Raw genomic sequence first — 26,445 nt, forward strand, 5'->3', positions numbered from 1 at the left:
CACGACATCTCCGACGACGGCCGCGCATGGGAAACACGAGGTATGGCTCAGGCCTGAATGGCGGCCGGCAGCCGCCCGGGCGGCGGAGGTTACTCCGCCGCCTCAGGGACCTTCTGGATGCCCAGCGTCTGCCAAACGTCGCACAGCGCATCCACCAGATAATCCATGGCGTCGTCGTCGTGCAGCGGCGTCGGCGTGATGCGCAGGCGCTCGGTGCCTTTGGGCACCGTGGGATAGTTGATGGGCTGGACGTAGATGGAATGACGGTCCAGCAGCAGGTCGCTGGCCTGCTTGCACAGCGTCGGGTCGCCCACCAGCACCGGCACGATGTGGCTGACCGAGGGCATCACGGGAATGCCGCGCTCGCGCAGGCGGCGCTTGGCGGTGGCGGCGCGCTCCTGGTGGCGTTCGCGCAGCGCATTGTGATCCTTGAGGTAGCGCACGCTTTCCAGCGCGCCGGCGGCGACGGCCGGCGGCAGGCTGGTGGTGAAGATGAAGCCGGCGCCGAAGCTGCGGATGAAGTCGATCATGCGGGCCGAGCCGGCGATATAGCCGCCGACGACGCCGATCGCCTTGCCCATGGTGCCCTGGATGATGTCGACCCGGTCGGCCACGCCGTCGCGCTCCGCCACGCCCGAGCCCCGCTGGCCGTACATGCCGACCGCGTGGACCTCGTCCAGGAAGGTCATGGCGCCGTGCTCCTCGGCGCAGGAGATGATCTCGTCCAGCGGCGCGATGTCGCCGTCCATGGAGTAGACGCTTTCGAACACCACGACCTTGGGCTGGTCCTTGGGGTATTCGGACATGAGCTTGTCGAGGTGCGCCACGTCGTTGTGCTTCCAGATCTTCTTGGGCGCGCGGGAATGGCGCACGCCCTCGATCATGGAGTTGTGGTTCAATTCGTCCGAGAACAGCACCACGTCGGGAATCTGGCCGCCCAGCGTCATCAGCGTCGTCAGGTTGGCGACGTAGCCCGACGTGAAGGTCAGCGCCGCTTCCTTGCGGTGCCAGGCAGCCAACTCCTGCTCCAGCAGCACATGATAGTGCGTGGTGCCGCTGATGTTGCGGGTGCCGCCGGCGCCGGCGCCGGAGCGGTTGATGGCCTCGCACATGGCGCCGCGCACGCCGTCGTGCATCCCCATGCCGAGGTAGTCGTTACTGCACCAGATGGTGATGTCGCGCACGCCGCCGTCGCGGTGGTTGGCCGCACGCGGGAAGGCACCCACCTTGCGCTCCAGATCGGCGAAGATGCGATAGTTGCCCTCGCTCTTGAGCGCGTCCAGGCGCTCGGCGAAGTAGGCCTCGTAGTCCATGGGCAGGGTCACCTTGTCTGGTGGCACGGCGTTAGCGCCTTCCGCGCGCTGCCGTCGCCGACGTTTTCCTCCGGAGCGTCGGTCCGTCCGGAGCGGTATCACGATATCGGTGCATACGGTATCGCGTCCGCCGCCGGATCGTCCAGCGCCAAGGCGCGCCAGCGCGCCGTGTCGGGTATGTCCGCCGACTCTACGGCAGGCCGGCGACTCGCTGCAAGCCACGCCTTCGTGCCATGAGTCGTCATGAACACCTTACACCAAGATGTGTCAGCCAAGCCAGCTTCGCATGCGGCGGGTGGCGGGATCGACCTCGACGATGCGATGGTTGTTGGTGTCGGACACCAGCAACCGCCCCTTGGGCGTGGGCCACAGGCCCGCGGGCTCCCACAGCGGGCGGCGGCAGGCGGCGCCGGTGCAGTGCAGGCGGCCGGTCTTGAGGGTTTCCACCGTGCCGGCGGCCTCGTCGATGAGGCGGATGGCATGGTTGTAGCTGTCGGCGACCGCCACGCGCCCGTCGGGCATGACGGCCACCCCCAGCGGATGCTGCATGCGCGCCGCCGTCATGGGGCCGTCGTCGTGACCGAAATCGAACAGGCCGCGGCCGACCAGCGTCTCCACCCGCGCCGTCTGGCCCAGGCGCCAGCCGTCCAGGATGACCTTGCGCACGGCCGAGGTTTCGCTGTCGGCGAAATACAGCGCCGAGGCGTCGGGCGCCAGGGCCAGTCCGCTGGGTTGGGCGAGCAGGGCACTGGTGGCGGGGCCGTCGTGGATGTTCTCGCCGCCCGTGCCGGCCAACGGTTCCACCGTGCCGGCCACCGTGTCCATGGCGAGGATCTGGTGCGTGCCGGCGTTGGCGATGAACAGCGTGCGGCCGTCGGGCGTGATCTCCAGGTCCCAGGGCGAGGCCAGCGCGGTCTCGGCCGCCGACTGGCGCATGGACACGGGCAGGCCGCGGAACCGCAGGCCGGCAACCGTGGTCACCGCGCCCGAGCACAGGTCGATGCGCCGCACCAGGTGGTTGCCCGTGTCGGCGACGAATATGGCGTCTTCGGTACACGCAAGGCCCTGCGGCGAGGCGAAGGCGGCATGTTCGGCCTGGCCGTCGTCGGTGCCCGGCAGTCCGGCGCCGTAGCGCGACAGCACGCGGCCGTCGGACTCGCACACAAGAACCTGATGGTTGCCGCCGTCGGCCACCGCCCAGCGGCCTTCCGCCCCGGCCAGGGGCTTGACCTTGCCGGGGAACCGCAACGGCCCGCCGCCCGCCGCCGAGGGTACGGAGAGCGGCATATCCACCGGCATGCGCGGGCTGACGCCGCCCAGGGTGTCTATCAGATCGCTTAAGCCCTGGATCATGAGGGCCGGGTCGGGCTCGCCGGACAATTGACCGATCACCTTGCCGTTGGGACAGATGAGCACCAGCGTCGGCCATGCCCGCACGGCGTATTCGTCCCACAGCGTCATGTAGGGGTCGTGAACCACGGGATGGCGGATGCCGTACCGCCGGACGGCGTGTTCCACGGCCTCGGGACAGCGCTCGGCGGCGAACTTCGGGCTGTGAACGCCAATGACGGCGACCTGGTGGGGAAAGGCTTCCTCGATCTGGCGCAGGGTCGGCAGGACCTGGACGCAGTTGATGCAGCAGTAGGTCCAGAAATCCAGGATCACGATCCGTCCCCGCAGCGACTTCAGCGACAGCGGGTCGGGCGTGTTGAACCAGGCGAGTCCCTTGCGGTCGATCTCCGGCGCCGTGACGAGGCCGTACATGCCCTTCCGTTTCCTCACGTTTCCGTGGCTGGGACCGCCTATATGGCTTCGCTCTTCCGGAGTGGCAAGTTGTGCCGCCACCACGCGGCCGGCGGGTGATCTTCCCGGCGCGGGCCGCGCGTGCCCCCTGTGCAGCCCGGTCCGGTTGGGGTATGCTGCTTCCGTTTCAAGGGTTTAACCCCACAAACGCAGTGGCGGCGAAGGGCGCGCCAAGGCCTCGCCGGCGATCGAAACAGGAGGAACGCATGGCGCTGAAGGACATCATGGTTGTCGTCGATGGGTCGCGGCACGCGGCGACGCGCCTGGACGTCGCCATCCAGCTCGCCAACGACCACGACGCCCACCTGACGGGCCTGTTCGTCCGCATGGTGCCGCACGTGCCGCAGTTCGTCATGAGCCAGCTCGGCCCCGAGGTGCAGAAGGTCCAGAACCAGTACGCGCAGGAAGCATCGGACCGCGCCCACAAGCTGTTCGAGGACAAGGTGCGCGCCGGCGGCGTGCGGGCCGAATGGCGCTCGGTGGAGGGCAACCTGATCGACCAGGTGTGCCTGCACGCCAAGTACACCGACCTGGTCGTCATCGGCCAGCGCGACACCAGCGCCGAGGCCATGGAAGGCGAGGACCAGCTGGTGGACCAGGTGGTGCTGGACGCCGGCCGGCCGGTCCTGGTGGTGCCCTACGCCGGCACCTTCCCGCACGTCGGCCGCAGGATCATGGTCGCCTGGAACGGCGGCCGCGAGGCCACCCGCGCCGTCAACGACGCGATGCCGCTTCTGCAGAAGGCCAAGCACGTCGAGGTCATGGCCATCAACCCGCGCGGCGGGGCCCGCGGCCACGGCGACGTTCCGGGGGCGGACATCGCCCTGCACCTTGCGCGCCACGATGTCCACGCCAATGCCGAACATGTGTTCTCCGACGACGTCGATCCGGGCTCCATGCTGCTGTCGCGCGTGACGGACGAGAACATCGACATGCTGGTCATGGGCGCCTATGGTCGCTCGCGCCTGCGCGAACTGGTGCTGGGCGGGGCGACGCGCCACATCCTGCGCCACATGACCGTGCCGGTGCTGATGTCGCACTGAGGCGCGTGAGCGGTTTTTCCGGCCGGGGTTGATCCCGGTGGGAAACACCTCATGTCAGGGCGGTTCCGAACGGGGCCGCCCTGCGTCTTTGGGGGTATCCGGGTCGGGTTTGCCTTGCTCCGGTCATAAAGCCGACGTAGGACTTGCCGCGGCTTCACAACAAGAGGACAGCGAAGAGCGATGGCACGACCGCGCAGCCGTCACCAGCGCGAGCGCCGAGCGCGTTTCTGGAAGGGACTGTTCAAGTTCGTCGTCTTCCTGGGGCTGATCGGCGCGACGGCCTATTACGCCTACGAGGCGGGCACCCGCCTGTCGGCCCAGGAGATCGCGGACCTGAAGGCCGAGATCTCCCGCCTGTCGGAGTCCGAACAGGCGCAGCTGACCCGCTCGCAGGAGCTTGAGTCGCTGCTGACCGACGCGCGCCGGACCGCCGAGGACTACCGCCTGCGCTACGAGGAAGTGGCACCGGCGGCGGTGCAAGAGGTCCTGAGCGAGGTGCGCGAGAAGATGAACGAGGGGCTGTCGGCCGACCGCCTGGCCTTCGTCGTCAGCCAGGCGCATCCGCCGCGCGAGTGCTCCGACACCGAGACGCGGCGCTTCATCGCCAAGACGGAAAACTACGACGGCGCCAATACCTGGGTGCGCTTCGACGACGCCATCACCGTCAGCGGCACGGGTGCTGCGGCCAACCAGGGGCGCGAGCAGTGGTTTGACCCGGCCGAACCCGTCACCATGACCTTCTCGCCGCTGGGCGAGGACGCGCAGACGGTGCAGGGCGAACTGCCGTTGCAGCATTCCATGGTCTTCAAGGGCAAGGAATACCGCTTCACCGCCACCCCCGGATCGCGCGGCTTCATCGAGGTGACCGCCGACTGGTGCGATTATTCGGCCGGGTGAGGGTGATCGCCCGGCACTGGTGAAAAAGGGGCGGCCCGATGGGCGCCCCTTTTCTTTTTCATTCGCCGCCATCACGCTCGCGAAACGCGATCCAGCTTGATCCGCCGCTTACCCCTGCGGCAGGCGGATGCGCACCAGCCCCTTGAAGTCCTCGGGGTCCTGGACGATGCCCTTGCGCACGATCTCAACCTTCCCCTGGCGGGCCAGCGCGACGATCTGCTGCTTGGTCGGCACCATGTAGCGGCGCCAGCCCTCGTCGGTGTCCTTGGGGCGGCGGTGTTCCTCGAAATAGGCCTGCGCCGCGTCCTCGGGCCGGATGCTGCCCTTGGCGGCGCAGAGGTCGAGGATGCATTGGGCCAGCGGGTCGCCCTTCTTCTGCTGCTGGTCGTCGTCGATGCTCATGGTGTGGCAATCTTTCACGGTGTGACGGAATGGAAAGCGGCGAGTCCTACTCCCAGGACCCGCCGCCCGCAAGAGGCATCTCGGCCGGCGTCTCAGTCCTCGGCGGTGGCCTGGCCGTACAGGCTGGCCGCCGAGACCAGGATCTCGCGCTTGCCGACGTGGTTGGCCGGGCTGACCACGCCCTCGTTCTCCATGCGCTCCACCAGGCGGGCGGAGCGGTTGTAGCCGATCTGCAGGTGCCGCTGGATGAAGCTGACGGAGACCTTCTGCTCCCGCAGCACCAACGCCAGCGCCTGGTCGTAGAGGTCGTCGCCGGAAGAGGGCAGGTTCTCCAGCACGCCGGCGCCGGGGCCGCCGCCGTTGCCGCCCATGTCGGGGGCGAGGCTCTCGGCCTCCATCTCGTCTTCCTCGGTGACGGTGTGGAGGTATTCGGGCTCCCCGCGGTCCTTGAGGAAACGGACGACCTTTTCCACCTCGCTGTCGGCCACGAAGGGGCCGTGGACGCGGGTGATGCGGCCGCCGGCCTTCATGTACAGCATGTCGCCCTGGCCCAGCAGTTGCTCCGCCCCGGCCTCGCCCAGGATGGTGCGGCTGTCGATCTTGCTGGTCACCATGAAGGAGATGCGCGTCGGGAAGTTCGCCTTGATGGTGCCGGTGATCACGTCCACCGACGGGCGCTGCGTCGCCATGATGAGGTGGATGCCGGCGGCACGCGCCATCTGCGCCAGGCGCTGGATGGCGGCCTCGATTTCCTTGCCCGCCACCAGCATGAGGTCGGCCATCTCGTCGACCACGATGACGATGTAGGGCAGGGGGCGCAGGTCCATGGGCTGTTCTTCGTAGATGGGCTCCCGCCGGTCGCGGTCGAAGCCCACCTGCACCTGGCGCATGACGCGCTCGCCTTTTTCCACCAGTTCGGCCACGCGGGCGTTGTAGCCCTCGATGTTGCGCACGCCCAGCGTCGCCATGGCCTTGTAGCGGCTTTCCATTTCGCGCACCGCCCACTTCAGCGCCTGGACGGCCTTCTTGGGGTCGGTCACGACGGGGGTGAGAAGGTGCGGGATGCCGTCGTAGACCGACAGTTCCAGCATCTTCGGGTCCACCATGATGAGGCGGCACTTTTCCGGCGGCAGATGGTAGAGCAGCGACAGGATCATGCCGTTGATGCCCACCGACTTGCCCGAGCCCGTGGTGCCGGCAATGAGCAGGTGCGGCATCCGAGCCAGGTCCACCACGGTGGGCTTGCCGCCGATGTCCTTGCCAAGTGCGAGCGGCAGCTTGTGCTCGCCGGTCTGGAAGGCGTCGCTGTCCATGATCTCGCGCAGGTAGACGGTTTCGCGCGTCTCGTTGGGAAGTTCGATGCCGATGACACTGCGTCCCGGCACCACCGCGATGCGGGCCGTCACCGCCGACATGCTGCGCGCGATGTCGTCGGCCAGATTGATGATGGTCGCCGACTTGGTGCCGGGCACGGGCTCCAGTTCATAGAGCGTCACCACGGGGCCGACCTTGACCTCCATGATCTCGCCGCGCACGCGGAAGTTCTTCAGCACCGTTTCCAGCGTGCGGGCGTTGTCGGCCAGCTTCTGCTCGTCCTCGGGCGTCTTGTCGTGGCTGTCGGGCTCCCCGAGCAGGGCGAGCGGCGGGTAGTCGTAGCCCACGGCGCCGTCCTCGTCATCGCTGGCGGCGGCGGCGGCACGCTCGTGATCGTCGTCGTCCGCCTCGTCCTGCGCGGCGGGCTCGGCCTCTTCGTCGCCGTCGTCGGCGGGGCCGGCCTCGGCGGCGATTTCCGCCTCGGCGTCCACCTCCAGGATCGGCGCAATGCCCACGGGTTCAGCGCTGTCGTCGACGGCGCCGGACTCCGTTTCGTCGGCGTCCTCATCGTCCTCGGCGTCGTCACCCCCGGTCGCCTCGGCCTCGGCCGCGTCGTCTTGAATGTCCGCCTCGTCCGCGACGTCGACGTCGACGGCGGTGATGTCCGCCTCGTCCTCATTGGCGGCGAGGGGGGCGGCGAGGGGGGCGGCGGGCCGGTCCTCGTTCTCGTCCGCCGGCTCTTCTTCGTCGGCGAGGACTTCATCCTCCATGCGGGCGCGGATGGAGGCTTCGGCCCATTCCACGCCGGCGATGAAGGCAAAGGCGGCGGCGGCGGCCACGGCCTCGTCTTCGCGGCCGGTGCCGTAGCAGACCATGCCTTCGGCCTTGCCGGGGTCAACCTCCACGTCCCACTCCGCGCGCCCGTCGGGCCAGACGTGGCGGGCCAGCCGGTACGGCTTGCCGTTCAGCGCGCACCACAGATTGAACTCGTCCGCTGTCATCACGTCGAACTTGTCGGGTGCGTTGCGGTTGTCGAGGTCGCTTGTGGTCATGCGGCGTATCCAGTACGGCAACAAAAGGCGGGGGCGTTCGCCCGGCCGGCGAACGCGACGGATGCCCTGTTATCTCAGGATGCAGTGCGCGGGATCAACAGAAACCCGCGCGACTCGGCACGAAAGCTGCGGAGTCAGGTGTCCAGCCGATACGCCGCCACCAGCAGTTTCACCACCTCCCCTTCGGGGTCGAAGAAGGGCAATACCAGGCGTTCCCAGGTCTGCCGGCCCTCGGGGAACTCGGCGGTGTAGACGCGCGAGGTGGGGATGCGGTCGCGGCGGACGTGGTCGTATTCCGCCTTGATCAGGGCCCGCTGTTCCTCCGGCAGGTCGTCCAGCGACCGCCCGGCCTTGTCGCCGAAGGTGCTGGCGAAACCGCTGGAGTAGTAGGCGTAGGTGTAGGCGTCGGCGTCCTCGTCATCCTCGTCGGGGATGACGTCCATCACCACCATGTTGCCGATCCACGGACGCAGGTCAGCGGGCTCGATGTCCTCGGCCATGGGCAACTGGTCGCCTTCGCACTGCGCGACCCAGAAGCTGTACAGGGCCTTGAGCTGCGGATGGCGGAGAACGAGGGAGATGCGGCTCATGGGATGCGACTTCGAGCAGGGGTTGCCGGGCCGGGTGGAGGGATAGCGTTAGCGGCCGGGGCGGCCCGGTGCAAGCGGTTTCCACAACCGGTGCGGCGCACGGATCCCGAACCCCGGCCGTCCAGGCCACGTTTCGATAGCAGAAGAGATGCTCTGAACGGAGGAATACCATGAGCAGCGGCGCGTCCAGCGCGGCCGGACGCCGCGCCATTGCCAGGGAGGTGCTGAAACGCCACGGCGAGACCTACGCCCACGAAATCGGCATCAAACTTGCCGACAACACGCCGTCGGCCCTGTTCCAGTGGCTTTGCGCGGCGATCCTGTTTTCCGCTCCCATCGGCGCGCCGCAGGCGGTGGCCGGGGCGCGGGCGCTGAAGGATGCCGGCCTGACCACGCCGAAAAAGATGGCCGACACCACATGGGACCAGCGTCGCAAGCCGCTCACCGACAACGGCTATGCCCGCTATGACGAAAAGACCGCCACGTTCCTGGGCGAGACGGCGCAGCTGGTGGAGGAGGAATGGCACGGCGACCTGCGCCGCCTGCACGACAGCTGCGAAGGCGATGCCGATTGCCTGCGCAACGAACTGAAGCGGGCCAAGGGCCTGGGTGACGTGGGCGTCGACATCTTCTTCCGCGAGGCGCAAGAGCCGTGGCAGAGCCTGCGCCCCTTCGCCGACAAGCGAGCCCGCAAGGCCGCGGTCGCGCTCGGCCTGATGGATACGGAAAGCGGTGATCCCGGGCAACTGGCCGACGTGGTGAGCGACGATGATCTGGCACGGCTGATGGCCGGGCTGGTCCGCGCCGACCTGGCGGGCGACGCCGACGACATCATCAACGCCGCGCGCGGGGCGGGGTAACGCTCGGGAGTGCGCGCTCAACGATGAAAAGAGGAGGACGACATGGCCGACAAGGGTAAGGAATCGGGCGGCGGCAAGGGCCGCTGGATCGGCATTCTGGTTGTGGTGGTGCTGGCCATCGGCGCCTGGTGGGTGTTCGACCAATGGTCCTCGCAGCCGCCGAGCACCATGCCGGCGGTCGGCGAAGGCGGGGGTGTCCAGACCGACGAATCGCCGCCGATCACCAAGGGCAATCCGCCGTCCGGCTATTCCATCGAGGAGGGCGAAGCGGCCGAGTGATGCCGCTGCAGGCATCTTTTCGCCGCCGGAGCCGGCGGGGCAGGCCGCTCAAGGGCAATAATGCCTAAGTAAAGGGCACGCCTGCCCACCCCCTGCGCACAAGAAAAAAGGGCCGGAGGATGACCTCCGGCCCTTTCTCATGGCCACCGGAGCAGGGCGGCCGATTCGGCGTTGAGCCGGGCGTCAGGCGCTCATCTGCGGCGCGCGCAGGCAGGCGCCGGCGACCGCGGAACGCTTGGAAACCTCGGCGAACATGTCGTGGGACGGGCGGGGCTGGGGCAGGGCCATGCCCTTGGTATTCAGCTCCGTCGCCCGGCGCCGCAAGGTCCTGTTGGCGGCGTCCAGGGCCTCATCCACCGTCGCAGCCGTTGCCTTGCAATCCGGCACGCCCAGGACTTCCGCCTGATAGGCGTCGTTCTGGCCGCGTCGAACGATGGTGATGTAGCCTTTCATGGTCTCGTGGACCTCCTTACCGGTTCTCGTTTCTAAGCGAGCAATATTCCGGACCCACGGCCCGAGAATTCGCAGTCCTTTCGTCGGAACACGTACATGCCTTCGACGGTCCAGAATGAATACGGGGGAAATCTGGACTGCGATCGTGGTCGGGTGCCGCGATTGATATGGATCATATGCGTGGCAGCGGACGGATCAACCCTAAAATTGAGTAAAACCGTATTTCATTGTAATCAGCTAGTTAAAAAATAGCCTTTTACATGAGTAAAACTTGGCGATAAGCAAAATTTATATGAGTACAAATAGAGCCCGAAATGAGACGAGCCGCCAGGGGGCGGGGTTGACATTTCAGCTGCTGCCCGTATTTTATTCATCAAGCCGTGGCTGACGCGGCGGGGATATTTCGGTGAAGATGAAGGTTCGGGTCCTACGTTCGCTTGCAAAGCACGCGGAGCAAGGGCCCGTCTCCACATCACCGGATATCCGCCGGAACGCCACGATTATCCGGGTGGATGACGAATAGTCTTTCGCCCTCAAACAAGATTTGTGACGAGGTGATGACGATTTCTCGCACTCCCACCGTCGCCCCGCGTGCCCCCGAGGGCCTTTCCGCTCGGCCGGTGCGCACTCCTCTCGACGAGGAGCCCCTCACTAGGGGCGCTGTTCTTCCCGGGTTCCAGGTTTTCGCGGACGAGGACACCCTCATCCGCCGGGCCACGGGAGAGGACGGCGCCGCCATGTTCGACCTGGTGCGCGACACCGGGTCGCTGGACGTCAACAGTCCCTACGCCTACCTGATGATGGGCCACTGGTTTGCGGACAGCTCGGTCGTGGCCGAGCGCGACGGCGAAATCGTCGGCTTCATCGTCGGTTTCGTGCCGCCGCGGCAGCCCGATACGGTCTTCGTGTGGCAGGTCGGCGTCGCTCCGTCCGAAAAGGGCCGGGGCCTGGGCAAGAAAATGATCGACGCACTGCTTGATCTTCCAGGACCGCAGGGCCGTCGTCCGCGTTATCTTGAAGCGACCGTGACTCCGTCCAACACGGCGTCCGAGATGCTGTTCCGCGGCACGGCCAAGCGCCACGAGGCGAGCATTCGGATTTCAGAGCTGTTCCCGGGTGAGTGGTTCCCCGCCTCGCAGGGCGGTGCCGATACCCACGAACCCGAACGCCTGTTCCGCATCGGCCCGCTGGCCTCGGCGTCCTGAAGTCCCCGGGAGGGAGTGATATCATGAATGTTTTCGAGCAGTACGAATCCAACGTTCGCAGCTACATCCGGTCTTTCCCGGCCACGTTCGTCCGCGCCAAGGGCGACAAGATGTGGGATGACCAGGGCAAGGAGTATATCGACTTCTTCGCCGGTGCCGGCGCCCTGAACTACGGGCACAACGACGACGGCATGAAGAAGGCCGTCATCGAGTACATGCAGGATGACGGCATCCTGCACAGCCTGGACATGGGCACCGAGGCGAAGGCCAAGTTCCTGCAGCGCTTCCAGGACGTGATCCTGAAGCCGCGCAAGATGGACTACAAGATGATGTTCCCCGGCCCGACCGGCACGAACACCGTCGAGAGCGCGCTCAAGCTGGCCCGCAAGGTCACCGGCCGCGCCAAGGTCGTCAGCTTCACGCGCGCCTTCCACGGCATGACGCTGGGCGCCCTGGCGATCACCGGCAATGCCTTCAAGCGCAAGGGCGCGGGCGTCTCGCTCAACGAGACGATCTTCATGCCCTACGACGGCTACACCGGCAACGGCATCAACTCCGCCGATCTACTGGAGCAGATGCTGAACGACGACGGCTCCGGCATGGACAAGCCCGCCGCCGTGATCCTGGAGGTCGTGCAGGGCGAGGGCGGCATCAACGCCTGCTCCATGGAGTGGCTGAAGCGCATCCGCGAGATCTGCACCGAGCACGGCATCGTCATGATCGTCGACGACGTCCAGGCGGGCTGCGGCCGCACCGGCACGTTCTTCAGCTTCGAGCCGGCCGGCATCGTGCCCGACATGATCTGCATGTCCAAGTCGCTGGGCGGCATGGGCCTGCCCTTCGCCATGACCCTGGTGAAGCCCGAGTACGACAAGTTCGGCCCGGGCGAGCACAACGGCACCTTCCGCGGCAACAACCTGGCCTTTGTGGCCGCCGCCGAGGCCCTGCGCTACTGGGAGAACGACGAACTGGCCGAGCGCGTGCAGCACAACGCCGCCGTCATCAAGGAGCGCCTGGGCCGCATCCGCGATCGCTTCCCGCAGTTCGCAGCCAAGGTCAAGGGCCGCGGCTTCATGCAGGGCCTGGAACTGACCGCGGCCAAGGAGAAGGGCGAGGAAATCTGCGCCGAGGCCTTCAAGAACGGCCTGATCCTGGAAACCGCCGGCCCGGACGACGAGGTGGTGAAGCTGCTGCCGCCGCTGATCCTGACCGACGAGTCGCTGGCCAAGGGCCTGGACATCATGGAAGAGGCCTTCGCCGCCGTCGCCGATCGGATGGAGAAGTCCGCGGCCTGAGCTGCCGGGCGCGACCGCGCCGGGCGGGACACTTCCGCCGCCGCGCGGGCCTGACGAACACCGGAAGCGCTCGGCCGCAAGGTCGGGCGCTTGCCGCGTCCGCACTGCGGATCGGCGAGGCCCGTTTCGGACCCGCGCGGAGCGGGTCGCACGACGAAGTGTATGGTTCGTCTGTCGCAGGGGGATCGTCCATTGGTCGTGGCGCGGGACGACTTTTTCGCAACGGGAGGCGCGCTCGCGCATTATCCTCCCGGTACTTGAAAGGATACCTTAGATGATCGTTCGCAAGCTTGAAGAGCTGAAGGGCACCGACGCCGAGTTCAAGGCCGCCAAGGGAACCTGGACCAGCCGCCGCATGCTGCTGGCCAAGGACAAGATGGGCTTTTCGTTCCACGACACGCTCATCCACGCCGGCACCGAAACGTACATCCACTACGCCAACCACCTGGAAGCGGTGTACTGCGTCGGCGGCAAAGGTGAGCTTCAGGACCTGGACAATGGCGTCACCTATCCGCTGTACGACGGCGTGATGTACGCCCTGAACGGTCACGAGCGCCACTACCTGCGGGCCGAGGAAGAACTGCGCATGATCTGCGTCTTCAATCCGCCGCTGACGGGGCGTGAGGACCACGATGAGAACGGGGTGTACCCGTTGCTCACCGAGGAAGATTGAGTTATCTGGAATAAACCGTCGTTCTCAACAGGGTACGGCGGTTTTTTCCCGCCGGGCGGCAGCGTGCCGCCCCTTCAGAGGCCGCCCCCGTGGGCGGCCTCGCCCCTGAGGAAAGGGCTCATCGGATAAACACAAGCATAAGAGGAGCTTAGACCATGAACGCGATCCAGGAGCAGGACTTCTACCCGTCGCGCTATTCCACCGAAGACGCCATCTCGGAGCGGAAGGACCCGGTGGTTTATGGCAAGGCGGAAGACGGCCCGCTCTCCCGGGATGAACTGGACAGCTACGAGCGCGACGGCTTCCTGTTCTATCCGGGCTTCTTCGGCGAGGAAGACCTGCGGGCCTTCAAGGCCGAGCTGGACCGTATGTGCGAGGAGGGGCGCCACAGCGACGCCGACGAGGTGATCCGCGAGCCCGGCAGCGACATCGTCCGCTCCATCTTTGCCGTCCACGAAAGCAGCAAGGTGTTCCGCGCCCTGGCCTCCAGCCCGCGCATCGCAGGCCGGGCGCAGCAGCTTCTGGGCGACGACGTCTACGTGCACCAGAGCCGCATCAACTACAAGCCCGGCTTCAAGGGCAAGGAATTCTACTGGCACTCGGACTTCGAGACCTGGCATGTGGAGGACGGCGTGCCGCGCATGCGCATGGTCTCCTGCGCCATCTGGCTGACCGAGAACAACGACGTCAACGGCCCCGTCATGTTCATGCCCGGCAGCCACAAGTGGTTCGTCCACTGCTCGGGCGGCACGCCGGAGGACCACTACCGCCAGTCGCTGCGCAAGCAGGAGTTCGGCGTCCCGTCGAACCGCAGCATGGCCTGGCTGGAGGAGCGCTGCGGCATCGTGCAGCCGACCGGCCCGGCGGGCTCGGTGGTGTTCTTCGAGTGCAACACCATGCACGGCTCCAACGGCAACATCACGCCGTACCCGCGTTCCAACGCCTTCTTCGTGTTCAACAGCGTGCGCAACGCGCCGCGCCACGCCTTCGGGCCGAAGGAACTGCGCCCGCACATGCTGGGCAGCCGCGACTTCACGCCGGTGTCCCAGTGGTAGGCTGACGCTTTTTTCCGGCATCCGGCCAAGGCCGCGTCCCGACATGGGGCGCGGCCATTTTTTTCGTCGAACGGTCCCGAAGCAGAGGGGCGGATCAGGCGGCGGCGCCGTGGTCGGCCCTACGGCCGGTGGCCCTCAGCCGGTGGTCTTCAGTTCGGCGTCAACCGTGGCGACCGCGGACATGAGGATGCGGTACGTCTCTTCCAGGCCCAGTTCGGCCGCGTCCCGGCAGAGATGAGTGATGCAAAGTTGCAGGGCGCGGGCCTGTTCCGCGCGCTCCGGCTCCCGCGTTTCCATGTCGATGATGGCGCGTGCGTCGGCATGACTGATCATATTGCTTTCCCCAAACCTTGACCGCCGCGCGCCGGTGCGCTGCTCCGGCCACGGCGTTCACTCCCCGTTCGGCTCAGTTGACCGGAAGGGGGAGGGGGACGCAACGGAAAATTGCACCTTATGGGCGATATTTGGCCAGATTGATCCAGGTCAATTCGTGTTTGTTGCACGAGAGGTGTATAAGACTGCTTCCTGGGATTTCCGCGAAGGCTTTTGCGGTATCGTGGTCTGTCTCGCCCTGGAACTTGATGGTGAAGATGAAGTTCCGGGCCAGGTCCGACTCCCGCCAGCGCCTCGCCAGGCGCAGAAGCCGTTCCGGATAGCAGATCACGTCGGAGAACAGCCAGTCCACCGGGCCTATGTCCCTGGGCTCCAGGCCGAAAGCGCTCTCGCGCCGTTCGGAGACCCTGGGCAGGCGGGCCACCTCGGGCGCCAGCGGGGCCTTGTCCACGGCCAGCACATCCGCTCCCAGACCCTGAAGCACCCAGGTCCAGCCGCCGGGACAGGCGCCCAGGTCGACGCAGCGCTCACCCGGCCCCGGCATCCGGCCGAGCAGGGTGAATGCCTCCCACAGCTTCAGGTAGGCGCGGCTGGGCGGCCCTTCGCGGTCCTCCACGAAGGTGACCTCGCCGTTGGGGAAGGGCGAGGAGCAGTCCGCCGCCGCGATCATGGTGTTGCGGTCCAGCAGCGTCCACGAGCCCAGGGGGGCGGTCGGCGCGGGGGACGGAAACACCAGCGGCTTGGCGGAAACGTGCGGCAGCTTTTCCGTAATCAGCGCGGCGCGGCGGTGGTGCTCCACGGTGTAGGGCCACCAGTTGCGCTGGATGGACTTCAGCGCCCGCGCGGCCTCTCCGTTGCTCTCGAAGCGGATCATCACGGGGTCGCGCCACACGTTCTGCGCCCAGGCGGCGGCGCGCGGCGGGCCGGAGCAGAAGACCAGGCGACCGTGAACATGGTCCACGGCCGCGCCCAGTTCCTCCAGCAGCGGGTCCAGGAACCCCTCCGGCGCCAGGTAGCCGGTGAAGGGGTAGGGGGTGACGACGGGTTCAGCCAAGGTACAGCGACCCCCGGTCCACCAGTTCGGCCAGCAGCGCCAGCGCGTGGGCGTCGGTCACCAGCGGACGGGCCTCGGTGGCCGGCAGTTCGGTCGTGGCGCACAGGGCCTTGGCCAGATCCGCCGCCGCCCCGGCGCACAGATAGCCCTCGCCGTCGACGAACAGCCGCAGCCCGCCGCCGCGCCGCTCCTGATAGGCAAACCGGCTGCCCTCGCCGCGCAGCAGAACGGCATCGGGGTCGTTGAGCGCCTCGCGCACCTCGTTCACGCCCACCGGCTCCTCCGGCGGTTCGGGCACATGGTCGTACTTGGGCTCGGTGACGTGCTTGCCGAACCAGGCCGCCAGGCTGTCGCTGTCGTCCAGGCGCTCCATGATGAGGCGGCGGATGCGCTCCACCGTTTCCGGCGTGATCTCGCCGGGGTTGGCCTGGCGGACGAGGTCGGGGTCCTCGTAGCGGTCCTCGTCGGGCACGCGGTCGGCCACCGTGGCGGCGAAGCTGCGGATCATGTCCGCCACGCCCGGCGCGCGGAAGCCGATGGAATACGTCATGCAGTCGTTGCCCAGGGCCACGCCCAGGTGGGCAAGGCGCGGCGGCAGGTAGAGCAGGTCGCCGGGCTCGCAGTCCCAGCCGCCCTGTGCCTCGAACTCCTTGAGGATGCGAAGGCTCGGGTGGTCGAGGCGGGGCGTTGCGCCGTCGCACATCTCCCCGATCTCCCACCGCCGCCGGCCAAGGCCCTGGAGCAGGAAGACATCGTAGGTGTCGTAATGCGGCCCGACGCCGCCCTTGTCGGCGGCGTAACTGATCATCACGTCGTCGATGCGCCAGTTCGGAATGAAGCGGAAGCGGTCAACCAGCGCCGCCACCTCGGGCACCCAGGTGTCCACGCCCTGCACAAGAAGCGTCCAGCGCTCGCGCGGGAGGGCGTGGAAGGTGTCGTCCTCGAAGGGGCCGTGGCGCAGCTCCCACTGCTCCGGGCCGGTTTCCAGCACCACGCGGCTTTCCACGTCGGGCTCCACCGACAGGCCAGCCAGTTCGTCGGGCGTGATGGGGCTTTCGAAGCCGGGCAGGGCGCCCTTGATGAACAGCGGCTTTTTCTGCCAGTACTCCGACAGGAAGCGGTCGACGGACATCACGCCGAAAAAGGAATCCGCGGCATCGGCCGGCATCGGCGAGGCTCTCCGGTAAAGTCTTTGGGGGAATGCGGAGGCGCACCTTGCCACCGCCGCGCCCGGTTGTCGAGAGCGCGGCGGAATGGCCCTGTCGCGGCCGCCCCAGGCGGGATATGGTGCGGGCCGTTTGATTGGCGCAACCGCTGTTTCTGAAAGCTTCCCGCCATGGATTGGCAGACCTGGGTCCTGTTCGTCACCACCGTCTTCTTCCTGTCGGCCACGCCCGGCCCCAACATGCTGCTGGCGCTCAGCCACGGCATCCGCTTCGGGCCCCGCAAGGCCGTGGCGACGGGCATCGGCACCATCGCCGCGCTGATGATCCTGATGGTTGTCAGCGTCACCGGCCTGGGAGCCCTGCTGGCGGCGTCGGAGACGGCGTTCTCGGTGGTGAAGTGGTGCGGTGTGGCCTACCTGCTGTTCCTGGGCGTGAAGACCTGGCGCGCGCCGGGCATGGTCGACACCTCCGAGGCCGAGGCCGCCGACGGTGTTCCGCCGAAGCCCATGGCGGCCTGGAAGCTGGGGGCGCAGGCGTTCCTGGTGTGCTTCTCCAATCCCAAGGCCATCGTCTTCTTCGTCGCCCTGTTCCCGCAGTTCCTGGAAACCGCCCAGCCGCTGACCGGGCAGGTGGCGATCCTGGCGGTGACCTTTGCCGTCTGCGAGTTCCTGTGGATCATGACCTACGCCACCGGCGGCGGGCGGCTGGTGCCGCTGCTCAAGCGCGCGGGCTTCGGGCGGCTGGTCAATCGCCTGTCCGGCGGCATGCTCATCGGCGCCGGCGCCCTGCTGGCGGTCGCACGGCGGATGTGAACCCGGACGACACACGATAAGGAACGTTGTCGTCCGGCAAGGTCGCAGTCTTGACGAACGCGAAGCGGACACTGGCCGCCGCGCCTTGTGGCGCGCGAGCCTGCGTGGTGCATGAATGCAGCCCCGGCGACGGCAATCGCCGGGGTGTCATGAATTCACCCGAAACCGCTTTGGCGCGCGGATCGTAAGTGGTATATTAACCATCGGACTCGATCCCGCCGCGGGAGGGCGATATGTACGTTCAACCGGTACCCTATCCCTCGCAGGATGCCATCGCCGGCGCAGCCGTGGCTGCCGCCGCCGCAGCCATGACGCAGCAGCCGCAAACCCAGCAGGCGCTCACCCCGCAGGGCGAGGCGACGGAAGATCCCGTGGCCATTACCGCCGCCCAGGCCGCGCAGGAACAGTCCGCCCAGGAAGCCGAGCGCGCCCGTCGCATGGTGCCCGTGGAAGCGGACCCGGACCGCGGCCGCAGCGTCAACGAGATGGCCTGAGGCCTCCTCCTTTCGGCCGATGGTTGTGCCGGCTGCCGATCACGACGATTGACAGCCGCACCCGCTCGGGCGACCTTCCTTTCACCTGTCCGGCCGACCGGCCCGGCACCCGCCGCGGCCGGTCTTTCCATGTCCGGACCCATCAACACGACCGCCCGCCGCACAGGGCGAGGGAAGGGAGGACGCCCCGATGATCACCGTCTACGGCCTGAAAACCTGCGACACCTGCCGCAAGGCGCTGAAGTGGATGATGGAAGAAAGCATCCCCCACCGCTTCCACGACCTGCGCAAGGACGGCGTCCCCGAAGCCGAGGTGACGCGCTGGCTGGACCTCGTGGGCTGGGAGACGCTGATCAACAAGCGCGGCACCACCTGGCGCAGCCTCTCCGAAGACCAGCGCGAGGGGTTGGATGACGCGGGCGCCAAGGCCCTGATCCTGGAGCACCCGTCCCTGGTCAAGCGCCCCCTGTTCGACCTGGGTGACCGGGTGCTGCTGGGCTTCAAGCAGGAACAACAGGACGCGCTGCGGGAGCAGGCGGCGGACGCCTGAGCGGCCTTGCGGCCGCGTGGGGCGGCTGCCCCGCACCCCGCCCGGAGGGCGTCGCGCCCTCCGGACCTCGCGGCGTAGTGGACGATCAGGCGATGCAGACCCACATTCGGTGCTGACAAAAGAGACCCTCGCTCCTCCTCAGCATCAAAGGTCCCTGACGTGACAGCGCTCTCCGTACTTGATCTCGTGCCCGTCGCCCACGGCAGCGACGCGGCCGCTGCATTCCGCAACACGCTTGATCTGGCCCGGCTGGCCGAAGACCTCGGATACCGCCGGTACTGGCTCGCCGAGCACCACAACATGCCGGGCATCGGCAGTGCCGCAACGGCCGTGCTGATCGGCCATGTCGCCGGTGGGACGCGCACCATCAGGGTCGGGTCCGGCGGTGTGATGCTGCCGAATCACGCGCCGCTCGTTGTTGCGGAACAGTTCGGGACACTGGAATCGCTGTATCCGGGCCGCATTGATCTTGGTCTCGGACGGGCGCCGGGGACCGACCAGCGGACGGCGATGGCCCTGCGGCGCGACATGGGCAACAGTGGGGACCGCTTTCCGCAGGATGTCCTTGAGCTTCAGGCGTTTTTCGCTGAGCCGCGTGAGGGGCAGGCCGTTCGCGCGGTTCCTGGCGCCGGGCTCAACGTGCCGATCTGGTTGCTGGGGTCGAGCCTGTTCAGCGCGCAGTTGGCCGGGCGCCTGGGGCTGCCATTCGCCTTCGCCTCACACTTCGCGCCTGACGCGATGGAACAGGCCATGGCTGTCTACAGGCGCGACTTCCGGCCATCGGCCCAATTGGACCGGCCATACATCATGCTGGGCCTGAACGTCTTTGCGGCGGAGACGGATGAGGAGGCGCGGCACCTTTTCACCTCTCTCCAGCAGCAGTTCGTCGCGCTGCGCCGGGGCCATCCAGGCAAGCTGCCGCCGCCGGTGGAGGACATTCACGACGTCTGCACGCCGACAGAACTGGCGATGGTTGATCACGCCCTGCGCTGCTCGGTGGTCGGGGCCCCGGAGACGGTACAGGCAGGCCTGGCCGATTTCGTGGCCACCACCGGCGCGGATGAGATCATGGTGACAGCTCAGATCTTCGACCACGAAGCCCGGCTGCGGTCGTTTCAGATTACCGCCGAGAGCTTCGAGAAGGCAGGCCTAGCCTGAGAGCATGTCCGAGAGGCTCGGAGGGGCCGGGCCTCTCCGAGCGGGGGGGCGGGGCGGCAGCCCCGCTTCGGCGCCAGCCGAAAAACCCCGCCGAAACTCAACCCTCGCCCTGCTCCAGCCGGTTCACCGCCCCCAGCACGGCCTTCAGCGAGGCCGCGACGATGTTGCGGTCGAGGCCCGCGCCCCAGACCGTGCGGCCGTCGTGGTTGGACACGCACACGTAGGCGGCGGCCTGGGCGTCGGAGCCGGAGCCGAGTGCGTGTTCGGTGTAGTCCTGCACCACCACGTCCACGTCCAGGTTCGTGCGCAGGGCGTCGACCAGGGCGTCGATGGGGCCGGAGCCGTGGCCTTCCACCGTTTTCGCCACGTTGCCGTCCATCAGGCGGGCGGTGATGGCGCGGTTGGCGTCCACGCCTTCGCCGACGGGCACGGTGCGGTGGTCGATGAAGCTGAAGCGGCCGGAGCCCTCGTACAGGTAGGTCTGTTCGAAGGCGCGCCAGATGAGGTCGCTGGTCTGTTCCTCGCCGGTCTTGTCGGCCAGTTGCTGGACGACCTTGGCGAATTCCACCTGCATGCCGCGGGGAATCTTCAGGTCGAAGTCGCGCTCCAGGATGTGTGCGACGCCGCCCTTGCCCGACTGGCTGTTGACGCGGATCACGGCTTCGTAGGACCGGCCGATGTCGGCGGGGTCGATGGGCAGGTAGGGGACCTCCCACATCGGCTGGTTGGTCTCGCGCATCGCCTTCAGGCCCTTGTTGATGGCGTCCTGGTGGCTGCCCGAGAAGGCGGTGAACACCAGTTCGCCGGCCCAGGGGTGGCGGACGTGGACGGGGATGCGGTTGCACTCTTCCGCCATCGCCACGATGCGCTTCATGTCGCTGAAATCGATACCCGGATCAACGCCCTGGGTGAACAGGTTCATGCCGAGCGTGACCAGGTCGACGTTGCCCGTGCGCTCCCCGTTGCCGAACAGCGTGCCTTCCACGCGCTGGGCGCCGGCCATGACGGCCAGTTCCGCCGCCGCGACCGCGCAGCCGCGGTCGTTGTGCGGGTGGACGGAGATAATGGCGCAATCGCGGTTGGGCAGCGCGCGGCAGAACCATTCCACCTGGTCGGCGTGCACGTTGGGGGAGGACATCTCCACCGTGGCCGGCAGGTTGAGGATGACCCGTTTCTCCGGCGTCGGCTCCCACACGTCCATGACGGCCTTGCAGATGTCGACGGCGAAATCCAGTTCCGTGCCGGTGAAGCTTTCCGGCGAGTACTGGTGGACGATCTCCTGCCCGCGGGCGCGGGCCTCGTCGGCGTAGCGCTTGACGGTCTGCGCGCCCTTCACGGCCAGGCCGATGATGCCCTCGCGGTCCATGCGGAAGACGACGCGGCGTTGCAGCTCGGACGTCGAGTTGTAGAGGTGCACGATGGCGCGCGGCGCGCCCTGGATGGCCTCGAAGGTGCGCGAAATCAGGTCCTCGCGCGCCTGGGTCAGCACCTGGATGGTGACGTCGGCGGGGATGCGGCCCTCGTCGATGAGCAGGCGCAGGAAGTCGAAATCGGTCTGCGAGGCGGCGGGGAAGCCCACCTCGATCTCCTTGAAGCCCATCTCGACCAGCAGGTTGAACATCTTCAGCTTGCGATCGGTGCCCATGGGCTCGATGAGCGCCTGGTTGCCGTCGCGCAGGTCCACCGCGCACCAGATGGGCGGCTGGGTGATGGTGGCGTCCGGCCAGGTGCGGTCGGTCAGCTTGACCGGCTCGAACGGGCGGTACTTTACGGTGGGATCGACCTTCATCGTGCGTCTCTTCGTCTCAATCTGCGACTGCGGAAGGCTGCCCTGGGGCATGCCGGGGGAGCGCGGCGGGTTCCGGTCGTCGGCGCGCCGCGAAGCGCTCAGGGCCGACGACCGCCGCGCAGTCGCAGCAACGACAACGCCCGCGCGAGGCTGAAGGCGCGAGGCGATACGGCGGGGGATGTGTTCGGACTGTGGGGGATCATGGCTGCGGCGGTTCCTGGCCCTGGATACTGCTTCGGGTTCCGACCCGACGCCGCGCGGCGTCGGTCAGTTGGTAAGAAGCAGTAGGGCGAGGTCGCGAATCTGTGCCATGGACTTATGGGTAAGGAGTTGGCGGGGCTGCGTCAAGGGTGGAAATGTCCCGCTTTCGCGTGCGGGCTTCACTCCGGCGCCAGCCCCAGGTTCTCCCGCACGGCCAGGGCGATGTCTCGCGCGGCATTGAGCGGCGGGTGCGTCCAGTCCACGAAACCGCCGGTCAGCGGCTTGGCGTAGCCCAGGCGGTACAGCTCCTGGTGCAGGCGTTCGTGCTTGGGTGCGGCGAAGTTCGGTGGCGCCCAGATGAACACCGGCCCCTGCGTCCCGCAGGCCTCCGAGCACATGGACACGGAATCCCCCGTGACCACCAGCGCGTCGGAGAGCGACAGAAGCCCGAAGTACGGATTTTCCCCGGCGCTGCCGACCTTGTACAGCCAGGTCGGCGGCGGCAGCTCGCGCTCCAGCACTTCGACCACCGGGGCCGGCGTGCGGCGGCTGGTGGTGATGAGCAGCGTGCCGCCGGTTTCCGTCTGCAACCCGCGCAGCTTGCCCGCCAGGTCGCGGGCCATGTCGGCGGTGAAGGGGCGGTTCTTGGTCGCGCCGCCCACCAGCGCACCGATGAAGGGACGGGGGTAGCCGTCGAACCGGTCGCGCCAGTGCTCGGACTCGCGGTCCAGGCGCTCGGGCGTCACGCGATGGGGGGCTCCGGTGATGCGCAGGACCGTCGGCAGAATGTCGTCGACCTTGTCGTGGCGGGGCACGGCGATCAGGTTGAACTCGCCCACCGCGCCGGGCGTGAGCCCCGCCGGGCGCATGATCTGCACCAGGAAGGCCCGCCCGCCGGCCATGCGCTTGATCCACCGCGCGACGGGGGCCACGCGCCGGCCGGCGCCGATGACGACTTCCGGCCAGGGGGCCCTCAGGCCGGCGATGCTGTCCGCCGTCAGCCCCAGCGTCGACGCCCCGCGCACGATGTTGGGCAGGGCGGCGAAGCGGGTGTAGCGGATGTCCTTGACCTCGTAGGGCAGACCCAGCGCCTCCGCGACGCCGAGCGCCTGGTTCACGTTGCCGGCCCGGTCGTCGGCGAGCACCCAGACGGACGGCGCCACCATGCGCTTACTCCCCCTTGAAGGCGGGTTTGCGCTTGCCCTTGAAGGCGGCCATGCCCTCGGCATAGTCGGCCGTGTTCAGGAACTCGTAACACTCGGCCAGTTCGTCCTCGGTGACCGGCGCGGGGTCCAGCAGGCGGCGGACGAAGCGCTTGTGCCAGGCATTCACGCGCGGCGCGCCGGCGGTGATGCGTTTGACGGTCTCGCTGATCTCGGCGTCCATCATGTCGTCGGCAATAACGCGGTTCACCAGCCCCATGCGCAGGGCGTCGGGGGCGCCGATCACCTTGCCCTCCAGCAGAATTTCCAGCACGTTCGCCGGCCCCGCAAGCCGCATCAACCCCTGGATCTCAGGGTAGGCCATGACGACGGAGATGCGGTTGATAGGCACGCCGAACCGCGCCCCCTCGTTGCAGATGCGGATGTCGGCCATGGCGGCGAGTTCCAGCCCGCCGCCGACGCACGCGCCTTCGATGCGGGCGACGACGGGATGGCGGCATTCGCGCACGGCCGTCAGCGCCTTGCGCATCGTCACGTCGTAATCGCGGGCCTGTTCCGGCGTCTTGCGGACGGTCTCGAACTCGCTGATGTCCGCGCCCGCCGCGAAGGCCTTGCCCGCGCCCGTCAGCACGATGCAGCGCACGCCGTCGTCGGCGTCAAGCTCCGTGAACACGTCGGCCAGGCCCGTCCACATGGGCAGGTCCATGGCGTTCAGCTTCTCGGGCTTGTTGAGCATCACGGTGGCGAGGCTGCCGTCGCGCTCGACGGCGATGACGTCGGACATTGGTGCGAGTTCCCCTTTTCACGAGCCGGCGCAGGCCGGTTTCAACGTTGTCTGCCGTCCGGTTTACCCTTAAACAGGGGCTCTCCAAAGCCTTTTTCCCGAAGAGAGCCGCCGCCATGGACGCCGCATCCCGCACGCCAGCCCAGAAAGAGGCCGGACTGGCCGTCGCCCGCATCCTGCTGGAGATCGAGGCCGTGAACTTCCGGCCGGAGGAGCCCTATATCCTCACCTCCGGCCGCGCGAGCCCCGTCTACATCGACTGCCGCAAGGTCATCGCCTTCCCCCGCGCCCGCCGCCGCGTCGTGGAACTGGCGCGCGAGTGCATCGAGCGCGAGATCGGCACGGAAAGCCTGACCCACATCGCGGGCGGCGAGACGGCCGGCATTCCCTATGCGGCCTGGATCGCCGATGCCTTCATGCTGCCCATGCTGTACGTGCGCAAGAAGCCCAAGGGCTTCGGCCGCATGGCCCAGATCGAGGGTGAGCTGAAGCCGGGCGGCAAGGTGCTGCTGGTGGAGGACCTGGCGACCGACGGCGGATCGAAGGTCGTGTTCGCCGACGCCATCCGCCGGGCCGAGGCCGAATGCGCCCACACCTTCGTGCCCTTCTTCTACGGCATCATTCCCGGCGCGGAAGAAGACATGCTCAAACAGGGCATCCGGCTTCACTACCTCGCCAACTGGTGGGACGTGCTGGAAGTGGCCGCCGAGCAGAAGCGCTTCGACATCGCCTCGCTGGACGAAGTGCGGGCCTTTTTCGACGACCCCATCGGCTGGTCGCGCGCCCACGGCGGCAAGGAGGAGTGATCCACGGCAGCGGGGAGGGCTGTAGGGCGTTTCATGAGTGATGCCGGGCGACACACGAAGTCGTAAACTCGTCGCCCGGCAAGGCCGACCGGCCGCCGCGCCTTATGGCGCGTGAGGCTGGGTGCCGTTTGAACGATGCGTCGATGATTTCAATCATCGTCGCGTATATGAGCCCATCCTTCCCCGCCGCCAGGAGTACCGCCTCAGCCATGAAGAATGGCGACATCGGAGATCAGCCCGAGGAAACCAAGACCGGCGAGCCGTCCAAGGCCGAACGCGCCCGGCTGACGGCATCCGCCATCTACCAGATTATCCGATCCGACGGTGAATCGGAACTGCGGCGGCCCGTGGCGTCGCTGTGGTGGTCGGGCGTCGCCGCCGGCATCGCCATCAGCATGTCGGTCGTCAGCGAGGGCCTGCTGTACCAGCACGTTCCGCACGGGCCGTGGCACCACGCGATCTCCAGCCTGGGCTACACCATCGGCTTCGTGATCGTGGTGATCGGCCGGCTGCAACTGTTCACCGAGAACACCATCACCGCCGTCCTGCCCGTCTTCGCCCGCACCACCCCCAATGCCCTGCGCGCCACGGCCCGGCTTTGGCTGGTGGTGTTCACCGCCAACATGGTGGGCACGGCCTTGGCCGTCTTCATCGCCGTGTTCGGCGGATTGGCATCGCCCGAGCAACTGGACGCCTTCACCAAGGTCTCGGCCCCCATCCTGGAGCACGGATGGGGCGAGACGGTGCGGCGCGGCGTGACGGCCGGCTTTATCATCGCCGCCGTGGTGTGGCTGCTGCCCAACTCGCGCGGGTTCGAGATCTGGATCGTCGTGCTGCTGACCTACATGATCGCGCTGGGCGGCTTTTCCCACGTCATCGCCGGCGCGACCGAGGTGTTTCACCTGTGGGCGGTCGGCAAGGCGGACGCCATGAAGGTGGTGTCGTTCATCTCGGCGGCCTTCATCGGCAACGTGATCGGCGGCACGGGCCTGTTCTCCCTGCTGGCCTACGGGCAGGTGAAGAAGGAATTGAAGGGGGAGATGGACTGACGGCCGGGGTGATCGTGCAACGGCGGTTGACGATATGCGTGGAGCCATATTCAGCGCCGGCCATCCTGTCGCGCCGCCCTCCGTACCCTCTGCCACCGCCTCACCGGCACGCGCTGAACCGGCCCATGTCCAGGTGCAGGTGGTCGTCGTGGGCGGCGTTGTAGTTGGGGCCGAGGACCACGTCGAAAGCCTCGCACGCCGCATCCCGCACCGCCCGCAGGAACCGCCCCTCCGGGCCGGCCCCGGACCAGTCCCGGTGGACGACAACCCGCCGGCCGTCCTCCAGCACGAAGGCGGCGATGTCGATGGCGTTGGCGGTGGCATGCTCGCTGCGGCGGTTGGTGCCGGCGATGTCGCGGCAGACATGGGTGCCCCAGTGCTCCAGCCGCGCCACCGGGCTGCCCAGGTGCTCCGCCGCCGCCGGGGTGATGCCGTGGTGTGCCCACATCGCCAGCGCCACGGCCAGGGGGCAGGAGGCGAGGGCAGGCTCGCCCAGGCGCGGTGACCCGCCGGTCAGGCGCACCGCATCGGAGAGACCGCAACCCACATCCGACGGCCGGTCGTCCACCGCCTGCCAGTCCAGGCGCGAGGATTCCAGCGCCGCCCGACAGGCGGTGGGGCTGCGCTCCAGCCGGGCGAGCTTCCATCCGGTGACGGGCGTGGCGGGGGCGGAGACGTCAAGCGGCGCCCAGGGGTCCCAGTGTGGCGGCGGGCGCAGGTCGCCCACCACGGCCGCGTTCACCAGCACGGCGAGGCCGATCAGGCTGAGGATGGCGGCGAGATGGCGCACGGGCGGGTCCGACGGGCTGTTCCAGCTACCGTCCTTCTACGCCGCGATCATGGCGCGCGTTT

The 26,445-nt window shown here is 67.6% G+C and carries 27 protein-coding genes; 14 read left to right on the forward strand and 13 right to left on the reverse strand.

Annotated features, from left to right (window positions below):
* Positions 1-89: 89 nt before the first annotated feature.
* Together hemA and LG334_RS09640 are read right to left on the reverse strand one after the other, a co-directional pair.
* Complete coding sequence (hemA, locus tag LG334_RS09635; protein ID WP_404386346.1) at positions 90-1,313, reverse strand: 5-aminolevulinate synthase; 1,224 nt, start codon at positions 1,311-1,313, stop codon at positions 90-92.
* A 267-nt stretch (positions 1,314-1,580) separates the two neighbouring features.
* The gene (locus LG334_RS09640) at positions 1,581-3,077 is read right to left on the reverse strand and encodes a thioredoxin-like domain-containing protein (RefSeq protein ID WP_404385554.1); all 1,497 of its coding nucleotides are present in this window, start codon (positions 3,075-3,077) and stop codon (positions 1,581-1,583) included.
* A gap of 245 nt (positions 3,078-3,322) precedes the next feature.
* Between LG334_RS09640 and LG334_RS09645 the strand changes: the two genes are divergently transcribed.
* Both LG334_RS09645 and LG334_RS09650 read left to right on the forward strand, forming a co-directional pair.
* Positions 3,323-4,159 (forward strand): universal stress protein, encoded by an 837-nt coding sequence (locus LG334_RS09645; protein WP_404385556.1) that lies wholly within the window; start codon positions 3,323-3,325, stop codon positions 4,157-4,159.
* A gap of 180 nt (positions 4,160-4,339) precedes the next feature.
* On the forward strand, positions 4,340-5,056 hold the full coding sequence (locus LG334_RS09650; RefSeq protein WP_404385558.1) for a hypothetical protein: 717 nt from the start codon (positions 4,340-4,342) through the stop codon (positions 5,054-5,056).
* A 108-nt stretch (positions 5,057-5,164) separates the two neighbouring features.
* Here the strand turns inward: LG334_RS09650 and LG334_RS09655 are convergent, their stop codons facing one another.
* The 3 genes from LG334_RS09655 to LG334_RS09665 all read right to left on the reverse strand — a co-directional run bounded on the left by LG334_RS09655 (position 5,165) and on the right by LG334_RS09665 (position 8,414).
* Positions 5,165-5,458 carry a DUF3253 domain-containing protein gene (locus LG334_RS09655; RefSeq protein ID WP_404385560.1) on the reverse strand — a complete coding sequence of 98 codons (294 nt, stop codon included), beginning with the start codon at positions 5,456-5,458 and terminating at the stop codon, positions 5,165-5,167.
* Between the two features lie 92 nt (positions 5,459-5,550).
* Positions 5,551-7,824: a DNA translocase FtsK gene (locus LG334_RS09660; protein ID WP_404385562.1), complete on the reverse strand. Its 2,274-nt coding sequence runs from the start codon at positions 7,822-7,824 to the stop codon at positions 5,551-5,553.
* A 134-nt stretch (positions 7,825-7,958) separates the two neighbouring features.
* Positions 7,959-8,414 (reverse strand): PAS domain-containing protein, encoded by a 456-nt coding sequence (locus LG334_RS09665; RefSeq protein ID WP_404385564.1) that lies wholly within the window; start codon positions 8,412-8,414, stop codon positions 7,959-7,961.
* A gap of 170 nt (positions 8,415-8,584) precedes the next feature.
* Between LG334_RS09665 and LG334_RS09670 the strand changes: the two genes are divergently transcribed.
* Positions 8,585-9,274: an endonuclease gene (locus tag LG334_RS09670; protein ID WP_404385566.1), complete on the forward strand. Its 690-nt coding sequence runs from the start codon at positions 8,585-8,587 to the stop codon at positions 9,272-9,274.
* Positions 9,275-9,316: 42 nt separating this feature from the next.
* Positions 9,317-9,553: a hypothetical protein gene (locus LG334_RS09675; protein WP_404385568.1), complete on the forward strand. Its 237-nt coding sequence runs from the start codon at positions 9,317-9,319 to the stop codon at positions 9,551-9,553.
* A gap of 183 nt (positions 9,554-9,736) precedes the next feature.
* Here LG334_RS09675 and LG334_RS09680 read toward each other — a convergent pair whose 3' ends face one another.
* Positions 9,737-10,006, reverse strand: a complete 270-nt coding sequence (locus LG334_RS09680; RefSeq protein ID WP_404385570.1) for a type II toxin-antitoxin system HicB family antitoxin — start codon at positions 10,004-10,006, stop codon at positions 9,737-9,739.
* A gap of 737 nt (positions 10,007-10,743) precedes the next feature.
* Between LG334_RS09680 and ectA the strand changes: the two genes are divergently transcribed.
* From ectA to thpD, 4 genes are all read left to right on the forward strand, one after another.
* The gene (ectA, locus tag LG334_RS09685) at positions 10,744-11,211 is read left to right on the forward strand and encodes a diaminobutyrate acetyltransferase (RefSeq protein WP_404385572.1); all 468 of its coding nucleotides are present in this window, start codon (positions 10,744-10,746) and stop codon (positions 11,209-11,211) included.
* Positions 11,212-11,234: 23 nt separating this feature from the next.
* The gene (gene ectB / locus LG334_RS09690) at positions 11,235-12,506 is read left to right on the forward strand and encodes a diaminobutyrate--2-oxoglutarate transaminase (protein ID WP_404385574.1); all 1,272 of its coding nucleotides are present in this window, start codon (positions 11,235-11,237) and stop codon (positions 12,504-12,506) included.
* Positions 12,507-12,780: 274 nt separating this feature from the next.
* Positions 12,781-13,179, forward strand: a complete 399-nt coding sequence (locus LG334_RS09695; RefSeq protein WP_404385576.1) for an ectoine synthase — start codon at positions 12,781-12,783, stop codon at positions 13,177-13,179.
* Between the two features lie 155 nt (positions 13,180-13,334).
* On the forward strand, positions 13,335-14,234 hold the full coding sequence (gene thpD / locus LG334_RS09700; RefSeq protein WP_404385578.1) for an ectoine hydroxylase: 900 nt from the start codon (positions 13,335-13,337) through the stop codon (positions 14,232-14,234).
* 135 nt (positions 14,235-14,369) lie between these two features.
* Here the strand turns inward: thpD and LG334_RS09705 are convergent, their stop codons facing one another.
* From LG334_RS09705 to LG334_RS09715, 3 genes are all read right to left on the reverse strand, one after another.
* Positions 14,370-14,567: a hypothetical protein gene (locus LG334_RS09705; protein ID WP_404385580.1), complete on the reverse strand. Its 198-nt coding sequence runs from the start codon at positions 14,565-14,567 to the stop codon at positions 14,370-14,372.
* Positions 14,568-14,685: 118 nt separating this feature from the next.
* Positions 14,686-15,621 carry an SAM-dependent methyltransferase gene (locus LG334_RS09710; protein ID WP_404385582.1) on the reverse strand — a complete coding sequence of 312 codons (936 nt, stop codon included), beginning with the start codon at positions 15,619-15,621 and terminating at the stop codon, positions 14,686-14,688.
* Entirely contained in the window at positions 15,614-16,789 is a 1,176-nt protein-coding gene (locus LG334_RS09715) for a JmjC domain-containing protein (RefSeq protein ID WP_404385584.1), read from the reverse strand. The genes LG334_RS09710 and LG334_RS09715 overlap by 8 nt, the downstream gene beginning before the upstream one ends.
* Positions 16,790-16,957: 168 nt before the next feature.
* Here LG334_RS09715 and LG334_RS09720 point away from each other — a divergent pair, with 168 nt between their 5' ends.
* From LG334_RS09720 to LG334_RS09735, 4 genes are all read left to right on the forward strand, one after another.
* Positions 16,958-17,599 (forward strand): LysE family translocator, encoded by a 642-nt coding sequence (locus tag LG334_RS09720; RefSeq protein ID WP_404385586.1) that lies wholly within the window; start codon positions 16,958-16,960, stop codon positions 17,597-17,599.
* A 233-nt stretch (positions 17,600-17,832) separates the two neighbouring features.
* On the forward strand, positions 17,833-18,093 hold the full coding sequence (locus LG334_RS09725) for a hypothetical protein (protein ID WP_404385588.1): 261 nt from the start codon (positions 17,833-17,835) through the stop codon (positions 18,091-18,093).
* Positions 18,094-18,283: 190 nt separating this feature from the next.
* Positions 18,284-18,643: an arsenate reductase gene (locus tag LG334_RS09730; protein ID WP_404385590.1), complete on the forward strand. Its 360-nt coding sequence runs from the start codon at positions 18,284-18,286 to the stop codon at positions 18,641-18,643.
* Positions 18,644-18,802: 159 nt separating this feature from the next.
* Positions 18,803-19,801, forward strand: a complete 999-nt coding sequence (locus LG334_RS09735; RefSeq protein WP_404385592.1) for an LLM class flavin-dependent oxidoreductase — start codon at positions 18,803-18,805, stop codon at positions 19,799-19,801.
* A 97-nt stretch (positions 19,802-19,898) separates the two neighbouring features.
* On the opposite strand, the gene leuA is transcribed toward LG334_RS09735, so the two are convergent.
* The 3 genes from leuA to LG334_RS09750 form a co-directional block, all read right to left on the reverse strand.
* Positions 19,899-21,590, reverse strand: coding sequence for a 2-isopropylmalate synthase (leuA, locus tag LG334_RS09740; protein ID WP_404385594.1), 1,692 nt, complete (start codon positions 21,588-21,590; stop codon positions 19,899-19,901).
* A gap of 380 nt (positions 21,591-21,970) precedes the next feature.
* Positions 21,971-22,957, reverse strand: coding sequence for a mitochondrial fission ELM1 family protein (locus LG334_RS09745; RefSeq protein ID WP_404385595.1), 987 nt, complete (start codon positions 22,955-22,957; stop codon positions 21,971-21,973).
* Positions 22,958-22,961: 4 nt separating this feature from the next.
* Complete coding sequence (locus LG334_RS09750; protein ID WP_404385596.1) at positions 22,962-23,738, reverse strand: enoyl-CoA hydratase/isomerase family protein; 777 nt, start codon at positions 23,736-23,738, stop codon at positions 22,962-22,964.
* A 116-nt stretch (positions 23,739-23,854) separates the two neighbouring features.
* Between LG334_RS09750 and LG334_RS09755 the strand changes: the two genes are divergently transcribed.
* Both LG334_RS09755 and LG334_RS09760 read left to right on the forward strand, forming a co-directional pair.
* Positions 23,855-24,544 carry an orotate phosphoribosyltransferase gene (locus LG334_RS09755; RefSeq protein WP_404385598.1) on the forward strand — a complete coding sequence of 230 codons (690 nt, stop codon included), beginning with the start codon at positions 23,855-23,857 and terminating at the stop codon, positions 24,542-24,544.
* A 209-nt stretch (positions 24,545-24,753) separates the two neighbouring features.
* Positions 24,754-25,593: a formate/nitrite transporter family protein gene (locus LG334_RS09760; RefSeq protein WP_404385600.1), complete on the forward strand. Its 840-nt coding sequence runs from the start codon at positions 24,754-24,756 to the stop codon at positions 25,591-25,593.
* Positions 25,594-25,693: 100 nt separating this feature from the next.
* Here LG334_RS09760 and LG334_RS09765 read toward each other — a convergent pair whose 3' ends face one another.
* A complete protein-coding gene (locus LG334_RS09765; protein WP_404385602.1) occupies positions 25,694-26,383 on the reverse strand; it encodes an extensin family protein in 690 nt (229 codons plus the stop codon).
* Positions 26,384-26,445 lie beyond the last annotated feature (62 nt).

The organism is Caenispirillum salinarum, from assembly GCF_044803115.1.
Classification (GTDB): domain Bacteria; phylum Pseudomonadota; class Alphaproteobacteria; order Rhodospirillales; family Rhodospirillaceae; genus Caenispirillum; species Caenispirillum salinarum_A.